The 13,487-nt window shown below is 72.1% G+C and carries 17 protein-coding genes and 2 pseudogenes; 15 read left to right on the top strand and 4 right to left on the bottom strand.

Annotated elements, in window-relative coordinates:
- Positions 1 to 58: 58 nt before the first annotated feature.
- Positions 59 to 700, top strand: a pseudogene (locus E2C04_RS21700) (CoA transferase subunit A); the annotation flags it as partial.
- A gap of 132 nt (positions 701 to 832) precedes the next feature.
- On the top strand, positions 833 to 1,468 hold the full coding sequence (locus E2C04_RS21695; RefSeq protein ID WP_188421029.1) for a 3-oxoacid CoA-transferase subunit B: 636 nt from the start codon (positions 833 to 835) through the stop codon (positions 1,466 to 1,468).
- Between the two features lie 294 nt (positions 1,469 to 1,762).
- Here E2C04_RS21695 and E2C04_RS16425 read toward each other — a convergent pair whose 3' ends face one another.
- On the bottom strand, positions 1,763 to 2,008 hold the full coding sequence (locus E2C04_RS16425; protein WP_135833423.1) for a hypothetical protein: 246 nt from the start codon (positions 2,006 to 2,008) through the stop codon (positions 1,763 to 1,765).
- Positions 2,009 to 2,175: 167 nt separating this feature from the next.
- Here E2C04_RS16425 and E2C04_RS16420 point away from each other — a divergent pair, with 167 nt between their 5' ends.
- Positions 2,176 to 2,928: a hypothetical protein gene (locus E2C04_RS16420; protein ID WP_202977820.1), complete on the top strand. Its 753-nt coding sequence runs from the start codon at positions 2,176 to 2,178 to the stop codon at positions 2,926 to 2,928.
- A 157-nt stretch (positions 2,929 to 3,085) separates the two neighbouring features.
- On the opposite strand, the gene E2C04_RS18890 is transcribed toward E2C04_RS16420, so the two are convergent.
- A complete protein-coding gene (locus tag E2C04_RS18890; RefSeq protein WP_202977819.1) occupies positions 3,086 to 3,391 on the bottom strand; it encodes a hypothetical protein in 306 nt (101 codons plus the stop codon).
- 281 nt (positions 3,392 to 3,672) lie between these two features.
- Here E2C04_RS18890 and E2C04_RS18885 point away from each other — a divergent pair, with 281 nt between their 5' ends.
- The 6 genes and pseudogenes from E2C04_RS18885 to E2C04_RS16405 all read left to right on the top strand — a co-directional run bounded on the left by E2C04_RS18885 (position 3,673) and on the right by E2C04_RS16405 (position 6,679).
- Positions 3,673 to 4,311 carry a hypothetical protein gene (locus tag E2C04_RS18885; protein WP_202977818.1) on the top strand — a complete coding sequence of 213 codons (639 nt, stop codon included), beginning with the start codon at positions 3,673 to 3,675 and terminating at the stop codon, positions 4,309 to 4,311.
- On the top strand, positions 4,257 to 4,628 hold the full coding sequence (locus E2C04_RS18880; RefSeq protein ID WP_202977817.1) for a histidine kinase: 372 nt from the start codon (positions 4,257 to 4,259) through the stop codon (positions 4,626 to 4,628). Before E2C04_RS18885 ends, E2C04_RS18880 begins: the two co-directional genes overlap by 55 nt.
- Positions 4,625 to 4,927 carry a sensor histidine kinase gene (locus E2C04_RS21690; protein ID WP_338088789.1) on the top strand — a complete coding sequence of 101 codons (303 nt, stop codon included), beginning with the start codon at positions 4,625 to 4,627 and terminating at the stop codon, positions 4,925 to 4,927. Before E2C04_RS18880 ends, E2C04_RS21690 begins: the two co-directional genes overlap by 4 nt.
- A pseudogene (locus tag E2C04_RS20380) lies at positions 4,920 to 5,210 on the top strand (response regulator); the annotation flags it as partial. The gene E2C04_RS21690 and the pseudogene E2C04_RS20380, both read left to right, overlap by 8 nt.
- On the top strand, positions 5,171 to 5,566 hold the full coding sequence (locus E2C04_RS20375; RefSeq protein ID WP_238694532.1) for a response regulator transcription factor: 396 nt from the start codon (positions 5,171 to 5,173) through the stop codon (positions 5,564 to 5,566). The pseudogene E2C04_RS20380 and the gene E2C04_RS20375, both read left to right, overlap by 40 nt.
- A 51-nt stretch (positions 5,567 to 5,617) precedes the next feature.
- On the top strand, positions 5,618 to 6,679 hold the full coding sequence (locus E2C04_RS16405; RefSeq protein ID WP_135833422.1) for an LLM class flavin-dependent oxidoreductase: 1,062 nt from the start codon (positions 5,618 to 5,620) through the stop codon (positions 6,677 to 6,679).
- A 680-nt stretch (positions 6,680 to 7,359) separates the two neighbouring features.
- On the opposite strand, the gene E2C04_RS16400 is transcribed toward E2C04_RS16405, so the two are convergent.
- Positions 7,360 to 7,995, bottom strand: coding sequence for an MFS transporter (locus tag E2C04_RS16400; RefSeq protein ID WP_135833421.1), 636 nt, complete (start codon positions 7,993 to 7,995; stop codon positions 7,360 to 7,362).
- A 150-nt stretch (positions 7,996 to 8,145) separates the two neighbouring features.
- Complete coding sequence (gene ybaK / locus E2C04_RS16395; protein WP_135833420.1) at positions 8,146 to 8,691, bottom strand: Cys-tRNA(Pro) deacylase; 546 nt, start codon at positions 8,689 to 8,691, stop codon at positions 8,146 to 8,148.
- A 169-nt stretch (positions 8,692 to 8,860) separates the two neighbouring features.
- Between ybaK and E2C04_RS18165 the strand changes: the two genes are divergently transcribed.
- The 6 genes from E2C04_RS18165 (at position 8,861) to E2C04_RS18160 (ending at position 13,127) form a co-directional block, all read left to right on the top strand.
- A complete protein-coding gene (locus tag E2C04_RS18165) occupies positions 8,861 to 9,016 on the top strand; it encodes a Sp36 family protein (protein ID WP_170213519.1) in 156 nt (51 codons plus the stop codon).
- Positions 9,013 to 9,471, top strand: coding sequence for a RidA family protein (locus E2C04_RS16390; protein ID WP_135833843.1), 459 nt, complete (start codon positions 9,013 to 9,015; stop codon positions 9,469 to 9,471). Before E2C04_RS18165 ends, E2C04_RS16390 begins: the two co-directional genes overlap by 4 nt.
- Complete coding sequence (locus E2C04_RS16385) at positions 9,472 to 10,341, top strand: NUDIX hydrolase (RefSeq protein ID WP_135833419.1); 870 nt, start codon at positions 9,472 to 9,474, stop codon at positions 10,339 to 10,341.
- A complete protein-coding gene (locus E2C04_RS16380) occupies positions 10,338 to 11,183 on the top strand; it encodes an MBL fold metallo-hydrolase (protein ID WP_229721411.1) in 846 nt (281 codons plus the stop codon). The genes E2C04_RS16385 and E2C04_RS16380 overlap by 4 nt, the downstream gene beginning before the upstream one ends.
- Before the next feature lie 42 nt (positions 11,184 to 11,225).
- Complete coding sequence (locus E2C04_RS16375) at positions 11,226 to 12,734, top strand: acetyl-CoA hydrolase/transferase family protein (RefSeq protein WP_135833418.1); 1,509 nt, start codon at positions 11,226 to 11,228, stop codon at positions 12,732 to 12,734.
- Positions 12,735 to 12,941: 207 nt separating this feature from the next.
- Positions 12,942 to 13,127, top strand: coding sequence for a hypothetical protein (locus tag E2C04_RS18160; protein WP_170213474.1), 186 nt, complete (start codon positions 12,942 to 12,944; stop codon positions 13,125 to 13,127).
- Positions 13,128 to 13,487: the final 360 nt, after the last annotated feature.

Below are 13,487 nucleotides of genomic sequence, written 5' to 3'. Positions count from 1 at the left end.
ATCGAGGAGGTGCGGAGCCCGCGTCGGCGCGGACTCCCGGCAAGGAAGGAAGCTCCGAATGGACAAGGTGGTGGCCAGCGCCGCCGAGGCAGTCGCGGACATCCCGTCCGGCGCGAAGCTCTCGGTCGGCGGATTCGGACTCTGCGGCATCCCCGCAGTGCTGATCGACGCCCTGCTCGAGGCCGGCGTGACTGACATCGAGGCGTTCTCGAACAACTGCGGCGTCGACGACTGGGGCCTGGGCAAGCTGCTCATGGAGAAGCGGATCCGTCGGATGGTCTCCTCCTACGTCGGGGAGAACAAGGAGTTCGCGCGCCAGTACCTCTCCGGAGAGCTCGAGGTCGAGCTGACCCCGCAGGGCACGCTCGCCGAGCGCATGCGCGCCGGCGGCTCCGGCATCCCCGCCTTCTTCACCGTCACCGGCGTCGGCACCCAGATCGCCGAGGGCGGTCTGCCGTGGCGCTACGACGCCGACGGCAACGTCGCAGTCGCCTCCCCGAAGAAGGAGACGCGCGAGTTCAACGGCCAGGAGTACGTGATGGAGGAGGCGCTGGTCGCCGACTTCGGCCTGGTGCGCGCCTGGAAGGGCGACCGCCACGGCAACCTCGTCTTCCGCGACTCCGCCCGCAACTTCAACCCGCTCGCGGCGATGTGCGGAAAGATCACGATCGCCGAGGTCGAGGAGCTCGTCGAGCCCGGCGAGCTCGACCCCAACGACATCCACACCCCGGGCGTGTACGTCCAGCGCGTCGTCGCGCTGACCCCCGAGCAGGCCGCGGAAAGCGGATCGAGAAGCGCACGGTCACCCCGCGCACCGGACAGGAGGCCTGAGATGGCGTGGACGCGTGAAGAGATGGCGGCCCGCGCCGCCGCCGAGCTGAGCGACGGCCAGTACGTCAACCTCGGCATCGGCCTGCCGACGCTGGTGCCCAACTACGTCCCGGACGACGTCGAGCTGGTGCTCCAGTCGGAGAACGGCATCCTCGGCGTGGGCGCCTACCCGCTCGAGGGCGAGGAGGACCCGGACCTGATCAACGCAGGCAAGGAGACCGTCACGGTCCGCCGGGGCGCGTCGTTCTTCGACTCTGCGACCAGCTTCGGGATGATCCGCGGCGGCAAGATCGACGCCGCCATCCTGGGCGCCATGCAGGTCTCGAAGGCCGGCGACATCGCCAACTGGATGATCCCCGGCAAGATGGTCAAGGGCATGGGCGGGGCGATGGACCTGGTGCACGGCGCCAAGCGGGTCATCGTGCTGATGGAGCACGTCGCGCGTGACCGCTCCTACAAGATCGTCGACGAGTGCTCGCTGCCCTACACCGGCAAGAAGGTGATCCAGCGGATCATCACCGACCTCGCCGTCATCGACATCACCCCCGAGGGCCTGGTGCTCGTCGAGCTCGCCCCCGGCGTGACTGAGGAAGAGGTCCGGGAGAAGACCGAGCCGGAGCTGATCTCCGCACTCTGACATGGGCGCTCTGACCAGGGCGCTCTGACCTGCCCGTCCACCGCACCCCGTTCGGCTTGCCGAGCGGGGTGCAGTGTCTTCCGTCGCGGGCGCCTGCTCAGTCGCGGCTGGCCGACAGGTTCTCGACCAGGGCCATGGCGAGCCCGACGATCACGGCGAGCAGCAGGACGATGAGCAGGGAGAGCAGGCTGGAGTTCATGCGCCGGACCGTAGGCGTCGGGCGCGGGGCAGCGGAGCGGATCGCGCGCCGGTCCCCGATATCGATGAGGGGACGCGTCGTACGACCGGGCGGCCTCAGGCCGCAGCGGTGCCGCCGCGCGCCTTCAGGTCCTTGCGGGGGATCAGCACGTAGAGCAGCGTCCCGAGCCAGCCGACGACGAACATCCCGACCACGTAGAGCACCTGGTTGTGACCCGCGGCGGTCCAGCGGTGTCCGGGGACGCGCAGCGCCTCGATGAGCATCACGAACCACCAGATCCAGAGCGCGAGCATGGGGATGAGCAGGAAGACGACGAGCTCTGCGGGACCGATACTGAACATGGTGGCAATCTAGGGCTCTTTGCCCTCGCCCGGACAGGTGTCCGATTGTCCGGGGAGCTTCCGGACGGGGGGGCAGCGTCCCGGGAAGTCGGGACACCGAGCCCTGCCGCCCGGGACGCCGGGCGCGTGAGCCTTCTGGAACACACCAGATCCAGAAAGGCACCACCATGCACAGCACGCTCCACGACGCACCTGCCACCACCGCAGGCGCCGACCACCCGCGTACGACGCCCGGCCGCGGCTGGGCCCGACTCGGCGTCCTGGCCGGTCTCGCCGGCATCGTCGGCGTCCAGGCCTCCTCGATGGTCGACGCCGTCTACCGCCCGGAGAACGGCGGCGACGCCGCGGCGATCACCGAGACGCTCTCCACGCAGGTCCCGCAGCTGCTCGTCTTCCACCTCGCGACGATGGTCGCGGTCGTCTCCCTGCCGGTCTTCGCGGCCGGTCTCCGACGCCGCCTCGCCGCGCAGACCCGTCCGGGCAGCCTGGTCGCCGACGTGGCCGCTGCAGGCCTGATGCTGGTCGCCGTGGCCGGACTCATGGGCACTGCGCTCAACACCGAGTTCATCTTCGGTCTGAGCGACACCGAGCGGGTCGTCCCGGAGGTCGCCGCGCTCTACGGCCACTGGGTCGGCACCGTCAACTGGCTGTGGGTGGGCGCCGGCCTGACCGGTCTCGCCGTCGGCCACGCCGCGCTGCGCCAGGGGGCCGCGGCCCGCTGGATGGGCTGGACGGGCTACGTGCTCGGCGGGATCACGCTGCTCTTCGGCATCTCGCCGCTGCACGGCAGTAGCCGGCTTCACCGGTCCGCTGCTGCTGCTCGTCCTGGCGCTCGGGTTCACCTTCGGCGACCGACGTTGAGGCCTACGCCGGAGAAGGGATGCAGGTGTCGGCGGCCGCCGCTAGGTTGCCGAGCATGACGCTCGAACGGGGGAAGCAGAGGCCCCGGCCGGCCGCGGCAGTCGCCGTGACCGGCTGGGGCCTCGCCGCGCTCTCGTTGGCGCTGCTGGCCTACCTGCGACCGCCGCTCGACGAGAACCTCTGGTTCTACCTGGTCGACGTGGTGGTCGCCTGCGTCTACTCGACCGTCGCCCACCTCGTCCTGACGCGGCGCAGCCACCCGGTCGGCTGGCTGGCCGCGTTGACCGGCGTCGGTGGGGGCGTCGCCGCCCTCGCCTTCCTGGTCGAGTCGTGGTGGCTGGAGGCGCATCCGCAGCTGACGCGCGACGACCTCCCGGCGCTGATCGACCGCGGCAACTCGACCGGCTGGGTGCCGGGCACGATGGCGCTCTTCCTGGTCGTGCCGTGGCTGGTGCGCGACCACCCGATGCGGTGGCCGGCCCGGGTCGGCGTCGCCGTCGGCGTGCTGATCACCGCCGGCATGACGATGGGTGGGCTCCTCGACCTCCAGGCGCTGGTCGGGGTCGGGCTCGTCCTCTCCATCCCGTGGGGCCTGGTCACCGCCGCCGCGGTGGAGGTACGCCGTCGCCGCGGCCCGGTGCACGAGCGCAACGGCCTCGGCTGGCTCGCGCTCGGGACGCTGGTGATGGCGCTCTCGTTCGTCCCGCTGCTCTTCCCGGTCGGGGAGGACCCCGGCGTCTGGATGACACCGGTGCTGCTCTCTCGTCTCGCAGGCGGTCTTCCCCGCCGCGATCCTGGTCGCGGTGCTGCGTGGACGGATGTGGGACCTCGACCTGGTCGTCAGCCGGGCCACCGTCGTGGCGATCGTGGCGGTCGCGCTCCTGGCGATCTACGTCGCCGTCGTCGTCGCGCTGGGGCGGCTGCTGCCCGGAGAGGGTGTGTCGCAGGTGGTGGCGGCCGGTGCCGTCGCCGTGGCGGTCCAACCCGTACGCCTGTGGGCGACCACCCGGGTCCGGCGCCTCGTCCACGGGCTCGCGGCCGACCCCGCTCAGGCGGTGCGCCGCCTCGGCGCCGAGATCGGCCGCGACGACGACGACCTGCTGCCCGGCCTGGCCCGCAGCCTGGCCGAGGCCATGCGGCTCTCCGCGGTGCGGGTGGTTGCCGAGGACCGGCAGACCGAGCTGGCCCGCTGGGTGCGGCCCGGCCTCGGTCCCGACCCACTGCTCGACCCGGCCGAGGTCACCCTCGAGCACCGCGGCGTGGTGGTGGGCCACCTCCTCGTCAGCGTGCCCCCGGCGAGGCGATCTCGGCCCGCGACCGGCGCGTGCTCTCCGACCTGGCCGGCGTGCTGGCCGCCGCCGTCGCCGTCTCCCGCGGGGCCAAGGAGGTGGCCCGGCTCCGGGACTCGCTGGCCGGCGCCCGGCTGGCCGAGCGGCGCCTGATCCGCCGCGAGATCCACGACGGGCTCGGCCCCTCCCTGGCCGGCCTGCGCTTCGGCGTCCAGGGCGTCCAGAACCTGCTGCGCACCGACCCCGAGGCCGCGGCCCGGCTGCTCGACGCCCTCCAGGCCGAGCTCGGCGAGCGGGTCGACACCGTGCGCGAGCTCTCCCACACCTGCTCCCACCGGTGCTCGACGAGCTCGGCCTGGGGCCCGCCCTGGCGGAGCTGGCCCACCGCAGCAGCCACGACGGGCTCGACGTCGACGTCGAGGTCGCCGGGATCGACGCGGGCGGTGAGCTGCCGGCGGGGGTCGCCGTGACGGCGTACGGGATTGCGGTGGAGGCGGTGACCAACGTCCGGCGGCACGCCGACGCCACGCACTGCGTGGTGCGGGCGGGCCTCGTCGAGGGGGCGCTGCGTCTCGAGGTGCGCGACGACGGGGTCGGGATCGCGCCCGACCGGGCGGCCGGCGTCGGCACCCGTTCGATGCACGAGCGGGCCGAGGAGATCGGTGGTCGCGTCGAGGTCGTGAGCGCGCCCGGGGAGGGCACACTGGTCACCGCGACGCTCCCGCTGCGAGGAGCCGACCTGGCGGTGAGGGAGGTGGCAGGTGGCTGAGGTGCGGATCGCCGTCGTCGACGACCACCCGGTCTTCCGCCTCGGGCTGGTGGCCCTGCTGCGCTCGCTGCCCGACTTCGACGTGGTCGCCGAGGCCGCCTCGCACGCCGAGGCGCTGGAGGTCGTCGATGACGCCGTCGACGTGGTCCTGATGGATCTCCACCTCGGCGCCGGGTCCGGGATCGAGGCGACCCGCGACCTCGTGCGGCGCCATCCCGGGCTGAAGGTGTTGGTGGTCCCACCATGCAGGAGGACGACGGACTCGGTGGCGGCGGCGATGCGGGCCGGCGCCCACGGCTACCTGCTCAAGTCGGCGGCCCCGGACGCGCTCGAGAGGGCGGTGCGCGCCGTGACCCACGGCGAGATGATCCTCGGCCCCGGCGTCGCCGAGCGGCACTGGCTGCGGTGCTCTCCGGTCGAGGCGGCGGTCGCGTCGCCTTCCCCGAGCTCACCGACCGCGAGCGGGAGGTCCTCGACCTGCTGGCCCGCGGCCACGACAACCCGACGATCGCTCGGCGGCTGGTGCTCAGCCCCAAGACCGTGCGCAACCATGTCTCCAACGTGCTCGCCAAGATCGGTGCCGCCGACCGCACGGACGCGGTGATCCGGGCCCGCGACGCGGGGCTGGGGCAGGACTGAGCGGTGAGTGGGGGCGTACGCCGCGCGTTGCGGCCGGAATAGCCGCCCGAGCTGAGCGGTTCACGCGGGCGTGACCTCGATACCCAGCTCTCCGTCCTCGACCTGATCCCCGTCCGCAGCGGCCAGACCACCGGGGAGGCGCTGCGCGCGAGCACGGCGCTCGCCCAGGTCGCGGACCAGCTGGACTACCGGCGCTACTGGGTCGCCGAGCACCACAACACCGTCTCGGTCGCCTCGACCAACCCGCCGGTCCTGATCGCGATGCTGGCCTCGGCCACCGAGCAGATCTCCGTGGGCTCGGGCGGGGTCATGCTGCCCAACCACTCGCCGCTCGTCGTCGCCGAGCAGTTCGCCCTGCTCGAGGCGGCATTCCCGGGCCGGATCGACCTCGGCATCGGTCGCGCGCCGGGCACCGACGCGCTGACCCGCTTCGTGCTGCGCGGGCAGGAGATGGAGTCGCCGGACGAGGCGGTCAACCGTTTCCCCGAGTACGTCTCCGACATCGCCATGCTGCTGCGCCCCGAAGGCGTCGAGATGGCCTACGGTTCGCGTCGCCAGAGCCTGCGCGCCACGCCGCTGGCCGCGAGCGTGCCGCGGATGTGGCTGCTCGGGTCGTCGGACTACTCCGCCCGGCTCGCCGCCCAGCAGGGGCTCCCGTACGTCTTCGCCCACCACTTCTTCGGGCAGGGCACCGCCCAGGCGCTCGAGCTCTACCGCGCCAACTACCAGCCCTCGGAGGCCTACCCCGAGCCGCGGACCTTCCTCACGCTCAACGCGTCGGTGGCCGAGACCGAGGACGAGGCCTTCGAGCTGGCCACCCCGCACATGCAGTCGATGATCGCGCTGCGCACCGGCGGCCCGTTCAACGCCCAGCGCACCGTCGAGGAGGCCGTCGAGATCGGCTTCCCGATGGAGCAGCTCGACATGGTCCACGCGATGCGCCGCAGCTGGATCATCGACGAGCCGACGTCGGCGCGTGAGCGGATCGCGGAGTTCGCCTACCTGCACCAGGTCGACGAGGTGATGGTCCAGCCGATCGGTGGGGCCAGGGCCGGCGACCCGATCGACCGTACGCCGTCGCGCGAGACGACGCTGCGGTTGCTGGCTGGCTGAGGCTCGCCGCGCCTCGGAAGGAAACTCCTTCCCAAGCGGGCGTGGGGCACGCTCAGCCTGCCCCCGTCACCCGCGAGCTTCCTTCCGAGTCGTGCCCACGGAGTCGTGATCAGTGCGCGGCGCCGTCGGGCGTGCCGTACGCAGCGGTCCGCGACGCCGCGAGCACGCTGACCACCGCGATCACGCTCGCGAACGTGTAGACCGCCGTGAACGGGTCACCCCCGCTGCCTCGACGGTCGAGAAGACCACGCCGGCCAGGGCCAGCGACAGTGCGCCGCCCATGGAGTCGGCGGCGTTGAGCGCGGCCGAGTTGAAGCCCCGGTCGACGTCCGTCGACGCCTGCAGCATCGCGACCCCGGTGCGCGGGTAGGCGAAGCCCATGCCGGCGCCGGCGACCACGTAGACCGCACCGGTGATCCACGGGTTCACCTCGAACCAGATCGCCCCGGTGAGCAGCGTCAGTCCCAGCACGATGACGAGTGAGCCGACGGTCATCGCGCGGGTGTGGCCGAGCCGCCGCATCCGGGCCTGCAGCCAGCTGGTGAGCGCCCAGACGATGCCGACCGCCGAGAGCGTCAGGCCGGCGACGGTCGGGGTCAGGCCCCACTTCTCCTCCAGCGTCAGCACGACGTAGCCCTCGGCCATGAAGAAGGATCCGGCGAGGAAGCCGCGCGTCGAGATCACCGACGGCAACCCCTCGGCCAGCCGCAGCGAGCCCTTCGGCAGCAGGTGGGTGAGGGCGTACAGCACCAGCGCCGCACAGGCGAGCGAGAGCACGACGCGGTCGCCGACCAGGCGTACGCCGAGCACGGCGGCGGCCGCGACGACCGCCCACACGAGCGGGGCGTACGACGTGTGCTCCGGCTGCTGCTCGGCTTCGGGAGCCCCAGCACACGGCGCGCCAACCCGACCCCGACCAGCGCGACCAGCACCACGGTGCCGAGGAAGACCCAGCGCCAGCCGAAGGCGTCGGCGATGACCGCGGCGACGGCCGGTCCGAAGAGCGACGGCAGCACCCAGGCGGCGGCCAGCGAGGCGAAGACCGACGCCTGCAGGGTGGTCGGGTAGATCAGTCCGATCACCACGTAGAGCACCACGGTGGCCGCGCCACCGCCCAGACCCTGGAGCACTCGACCGGCGACGAAGAGCTCCATCGAGGTCGCCGCCCCGGCGAGCAGCAGGCCGGCGCCGAAGACGGTCAGCGCCACCAGCAGGGGCATCGCCGGTCCGCGGCGGTCGCTGACCATGCCGGCCGCGACCATGCCGACGACACCGCTGGCCAGAGGCGCGGCGAAGCCGAGGGCGTACACAGTCACGCCCGTCGAGCGCGTCGGTGAGGGTCGGCATCACCGTGGTGACGGCGAGGTTCTCGAAGGCGACCAGCACGATGATCGCGAAGGTGCCGAGGGTGGTGGCCAGGTAGGCGGGCGACAGGATGCCGCCGCTGGGCTCGGTCTGGGGGGTGCTCAACGGGAGATCTCCGCAAGGGTTGCGCCGGTGAGGGCAACCAGGTCGTGGGGGGACAGCTCGACGTCGAGGCCGCGGCGTCCGCCGGAGACCAGGACGGTCTCGTGCAGCAGCGCGCTCGCGTCGACGACGGTGGGCAGCGGCGTACGTTGGCCGATCGGGGAGATCCCGCCGACGACGTACCCGCTGGAGCGCGACGCGACGGCCGGGTCGGCCATCACCGCCTTCTTGGCGCCCAGGGCCGCGGCGACCGCCTTGAGGTCGAGCTGGCCGGAGACCGGGACGACGCCGACCGCGAGGACCGGACGCCCGGAGGTGGCGACGTCGACGACGAGGGTCTTGAAGACCTGCTCGGGCGGGAAGCCGAGAGCCTCGGCCGCCTCGAGGCCGTACGACGTGGCGCGCGGGTCGTGGTCGTAGGGACGCAACGTAAAGGGCACCCCGGCCGCGCTCAGGGCGTCGGTCGCCGGGGTGCCTCCAGATGCCTTCTTCGCCACCTGCTGAGGATAGGTGGGCCTCAGATGACTGTGCTCATTGACCGGCATCTTGCGGGGCTCGCCTCCGGCACACCTCGCTGCGCTCGGCGTACCTCCGGCTCACTCCTCACATTGGATGGCTTCTTGCGCCAGTGGTCAGTTGGTGCCCAGGTGTCCGGGCGTCATGGCCACCAAGTGACCACTGGCGCTGTCGGCGCGGCGGGATATGGTCACCCCCATGACGAAATGGCAGTACCAGGTGGCGCCGATCCCGCTCCACAACGAAGCCCTCATGCTCAACAACTTCGGTGCCGACGGCTGGGAGCTCGTCGCCATCCACACCAATGCCCAGGGTGGCCTCGTCGCCTTCCTGAAGCGGCCGCAGGACGACTGATGCACCCCGAGGAGCGGTTGGCCGAGCTCGGTCTCGCGGTCCCCGAGGTCGCGAAGCCTGTCGCGGCGTACGTCCCGGCGGTGCGCACCGGCAACCTCGTGCTCACCTCGGGCCAGATCCCGGTCCGCGGTGGTGTCCCGGTCGCGACCGGCAAGGTGGGCGACACCGTCACCCCCGAGGTGGCCGTCGAGTGTGCGCAGCAGTGCACGCTCAACGCCATCGCCGCGGTGAAGGCCGAGATCGGTGACCTCGCGCTGGTGAAGCGCGTGGTGAAGGTGGTCGTCTTCGTCTCCTCGACGCCCGACTTCACCGGCCAGCCGCAGGTCGCCAACGGCGCCTCCGAGCTGCTCGGCCAGGTCTTCGGCGACGCCGGCGTCCACGCCCGCTCCGCCGTGGGTGTCGCCGTGCTGCCGCTCGACGTGCCCGTCGAGGTCGAGATCATGGTCGAGGTCTGAGTGCTGCGCCTCGCGCTGCCCCCGCACCTCGTCGAGCAGAGCCGCGCCTTCACCTCCGGTGAGGCGACCCCGGCCGAGCCGCGCAACGCCGCCACCGTGCTGCTGCTGCGCGCCGCGTCCGTCCCGGACGAGGGCCCCGAGGTCTACCTGATGCGCCGCCAGCAGTCGATGGCGTTCGCAGGTGGCATGTGGGTCTTCCCCGGCGGCGGCGTCGACCCGACCGACGACGACCCTGCCGTCGCCTGGGCGGGCCCGAGCCCGGCGGAGTGGGCCGAGATCCTCGGCGCCGACGAGTCGCTGGCCCGCTCGCTGGTCTGCGCCGCGGTGCGCGAGACCTTCGAGGAGTCCGGCGTCCTGCTGGCCGGCCCGGACGCGCAGTCGGTCGTTGCCGACACCACGGGCGACGACTGGGAGGCTGACCGGGTCGCCCTGGAGGCGCGCGAGCTCAGCTTCCATGACTTCCTGCTGCGCCGCGGCCTGGTGCTGCGCAGCGACCTGCTCGGGGCGTACAGCGCCTGGCTGACGCCCGAGTTCGAGCCGCGTCGCTACCGCACCTGGTTCTTCGTGGCGCTGCTCCCCGAGGGGCAGGTCACCCGCGACATCTCCTCCGAGGCCTCCGCGGTCGAGTGGCGCACCGCGCGCTCGGCCGTCGACCAGGCGCTCGAGGGCGCCGTGATCATGATGCCGCCGACCTTCCAGAACTGCCTCGACGTCTCGCTGCACGCCTCGCCCGCCGAGGTCCTCGCCGAGGCCGCGACCCGGCGGATCGAGATGTTCATGCCCGAGGTCGCCGAGGACGAGGCGGGCGAGTTCGGCCTCACCCAGCACCCGGACTGGGAGTCACTTGCGACCCGGGGCGGCCTGCAGTGACCCAGCCCTGGAGCGGCGGCGCCTTCGGGGAGCGGGCGCACTGCGTGCTCGCCCCCAACCCCAACCTGATGACCCTCGACGGCACCAACACCTGGGTGCTGCGCGAGCCCGGCGCCCGGCGCAGCGTCGTCGTCGACCCCGGCCCGTCGATCCTCAGCCACCTCGACGAGGTCGCCGAGCTCGCCGGTGAGGTCGGCGTCGTCCTGCTCACCCACCACCACCTCGACCACTCCGAGGCCGCCAAGGAGTTCGCCGAGCGGATGGGCTGCGGCGTCCGCGCCCTCGACCCGGCCCACCAGCTCGGCTCCGAAGGCCTGGGCGACGGTGACGTCGTCGCGGTCGACGGCCTAGAGGTGCACGTCGTCGGTACGCCCGGCCACACCGCCGACTCCCTCTCCTTCGTGCTGCCCGGTGACGGCGCCGTGCTGACCGGCGACACGGTGCTCGGGCGCGGTACGACCGTGGTCGCCCACCCCGACGGCCAGCTCGGCGCCTACCTCGACTCCCTCGACCGGCTGCACGCGCTGGCCGAGCGCCAGGAGGCGACGCGGATCCTGCCCGGGCACGGCCCCGTGATCGACGACGCCCTCGGCGCCTTGGACTTCTACATCGCCCACCGGCGCGACCGGTTGGCGCAGGTGGAGCAGGCCGTCCTCGACCTGGCCGAGCGCGACACGTGGGCCCAGGCGGTGACCGAGCTCGACCTCGCGCCCGGCAGCGGGGCGACGGTCACGCCGCGTACGGTCGTCGAGCACGTCTACCGCGACGTCGACCCGGTGCTGTGGGGCGCCGCGGAGCTCTCGGTGCGCGCGCAGCTCGCGTACCTTACTCGCCAGTCGTGACTGGAGGCCGAAGGATCGGCGCTCGGGTGGGATGATCGTCGGGTGAATGCACGGATCACCTGCCCCACCCTGGCCACCAAGGTCGTCTCCGCCGAAGAAGCGGTGAAGCACATCTACCCCGGCGACAGCGTCGGGATCAGCGGCTTCACCGGCGCCGGCTACCCCAAGGCCATGCCGGCCGCGCTGGCCGCACGGATGCAGGCCGCCCGCGACCGCGGCGAGGAGTTCCGCGTGGCGCTGTGGAGCGGCGCCTCGACCGCGCCCGACGCCGACGGCGTGCTCGCGGCGGTCGACGGCATCTCGAGCCGGCTGCCCTACAACTCCGACCCGGTGCTGCGCGCCGAGATCAACGCCGGCTCGGTCGACTACCTCGACGCGCACCTGAGCCACTCCGCCCAGCACATGTGGTTCGGCTTCTACGGCAACCTCGACATCGCCGTCGTCGAGGTCACCGCGGTGCTGCCCGACGGCCTCCTCGTGCCGAGCTCGTCGGTGGGCAACAACAAGACCTGGCTCGACCAGGCCGACAAGGTGATCCTCGAGGTCAACCACTGGCAGCCGCGCGAGTTCGAGGGCTTCCACGACATCTACCACCGCACGGCGCTGCCGCCGAACCGCCTGCCGATCCCGCTGACCGAGCCCGACCAGCGCATCGGTGAGCCCTACCTCAAGGTCGACCCCGCCAAGGTGGTCGCCGTGGTCGAGACCAACGCGCCCGACCGCAACAGCGCCTTCAGCCCGGTCGACGAGGTGTCGCGGGCGATCGCCGAGCACCTGGTCGACTTCCTGCGCCACGAGGTCAAGGCCGGCCGGATGCCTGCGGAGCTGCTGCCGATCCAGTCCGGTGTCGGCAACGTGGCCAACGCGGTGCTCGCGGGGCTGGACGCCAGTGAGTTCACCGGACTGACCGCTTTCACCGAGGTGATCCAGGACGGCATGCTCGACCTGCTCGACTCGGGCACGCTGCGCTTCGCCTCGGCCACCTCGTTCGGGCTCTCCGACGCGGGCGTACGCCGCTTCATGGACAACATCAACGCCTACAAGGGCAAGATCCTGCTGCGCAGCGAGGAGATCTCCAACCACCCCGAGCTGGTGCGCCGCCTCGGCGTGATCGCGATGAACGGCATGATCGAGGCCGACATCTACGGCAACGTGAACTCGACCCACGTCATGGGCTCGAGCGTCATGAACGGCATCGGTGGGTCCGGCGACTTCGCCCGCAACGCCTTCCTCAACTTCTTCGTCTCGCCCTCCACCGCGAAGGGCGGCGCGATCTCGTCGATCGTGCCGATGGTCAGCCACGTCGACCACACCGAGCACGACGTGCACGTGGTCGTCACCGAGCAGGGGCTCGCCGACCTGCGAGGCCTCTCGCCGCGCCGTCGCGCCGAGCGGGTCATCGAGCACGCCGCGCACCCGAAGTTCCGCGACGCCCTCACCGAGTACGTCGCCCGCGCCGAGGCTGCCCGACCCACCGCCCGGCACACGCCGCACCTGCTCGACGAGTCGCTGAGCTGGCACCAGCGATTCCTCGACTCCGGCCAGATGTGAGGTCGGCGCGCCCGCCCCTCGGGGTGGGCGCGGTCAGGGTGGGGGCGCGGGGCGTACGGGCGTACGTGCACGGTCCACTGCACCCCGTCGTGCCAGCGCTCCGAGGCCCCGTCGGCGGTGCGGTACCAGCCGGCCGGGATGTGGGCCGGGGCGACCGGACGGCCGTCCGGGCCCAGGGTCGGCGGCTCGACGGGAGAGAGGCCGGAGGTGCTCGCCGAGCCCCCGGCCACGGCCTTGGTCGTACGTCCCCGCAAGGCGAGCACGGTCTCGGTGAACTTGTCCTTCACTGCGGCGACGATGCCGGTGTCCGTCGTGGTGGGCGGGTTGGCGGCCGCCATCGCGCGGCCGGTCCGCACCAACCGCCAGCCGAAGAGGATGGCGGCGCACGAGTAGGCGAAACCGATCAGCGAAGGAAGCGCCACCACGGCGCCGGCCGCGGCGAAGATCAGCGTCAACCACGCGAAGGTGGCGTCGTCGATGTCGGCGTTCGCCGGGTTGCTGGCCTCGTAGCGGACGTCGATGGTGCGGCCCACGTTCTCTGAGCACAGGCCGCTCGAGCTGTGCGGAGTCGACGCCTTGTAGGGGCGCTCATCCACCCAGAACTCGGCCTCCAGGGAGCAGGTGGTCCCGTCGTCGCCCTGGTGGCTGTTGACCCGGGTGACAGTGCCCTGGGTGACCGTGTCGCCCTGGGGTGAGGTGGTGACGAAGAGCGTGACTCCGACCGCCACAAAGATGAGGCCGAAGGCCAGCTGG

The sequence above is a fragment of the Nocardioides daphniae genome, assembly GCF_004777465.1.
Taxonomy (GTDB): domain Bacteria; phylum Actinomycetota; class Actinomycetes; order Propionibacteriales; family Nocardioidaceae; genus Nocardioides; species Nocardioides daphniae.
This window is presented reverse-complemented; position numbering and strand designations above follow the sequence as displayed.

Bases quoted from the DNA above. Each gene is read 5' to 3' on its own strand.
- E2C04_RS21695 (WP_188421029.1), top strand. From the start codon at position 833: ATGGCGTGGACGCGTGAAGAGATGGCGGCCCGCGCCGCCGCCGAGCTG.
- E2C04_RS18165 (WP_170213519.1), top strand. From the start codon at position 8,861: ATGACGAAATGGCAGTACCAGGTGGCGCCGATCCCGCTCCACAACGAA.
- E2C04_RS16420 (WP_202977820.1), top strand. From the start codon at position 2,176: ATGCACAGCACGCTCCACGACGCACCTGCCACCACCGCAGGCGCCGAC.
- E2C04_RS16425 (WP_135833423.1), bottom strand. From the start codon at position 2,008: ATGTTCAGTATCGGTCCCGCAGAGCTCGTCGTCTTCCTGCTCATCCCC.
- ybaK (WP_135833420.1), bottom strand. From the start codon at position 8,691: ATGCCGGTCAATGAGCACAGTCATCTGAGGCCCACCTATCCTCAGCAG.
- E2C04_RS18890 (WP_202977819.1), bottom strand. From the start codon at position 3,391: ATGCCGGCGGTGATCAGCACGCCGACGGCGACGCCGACCCGGGCCGGC.
- E2C04_RS20375 (WP_238694532.1), top strand. From the start codon at position 5,171: ATGCAGGAGGACGACGGACTCGGTGGCGGCGGCGATGCGGGCCGGCGC.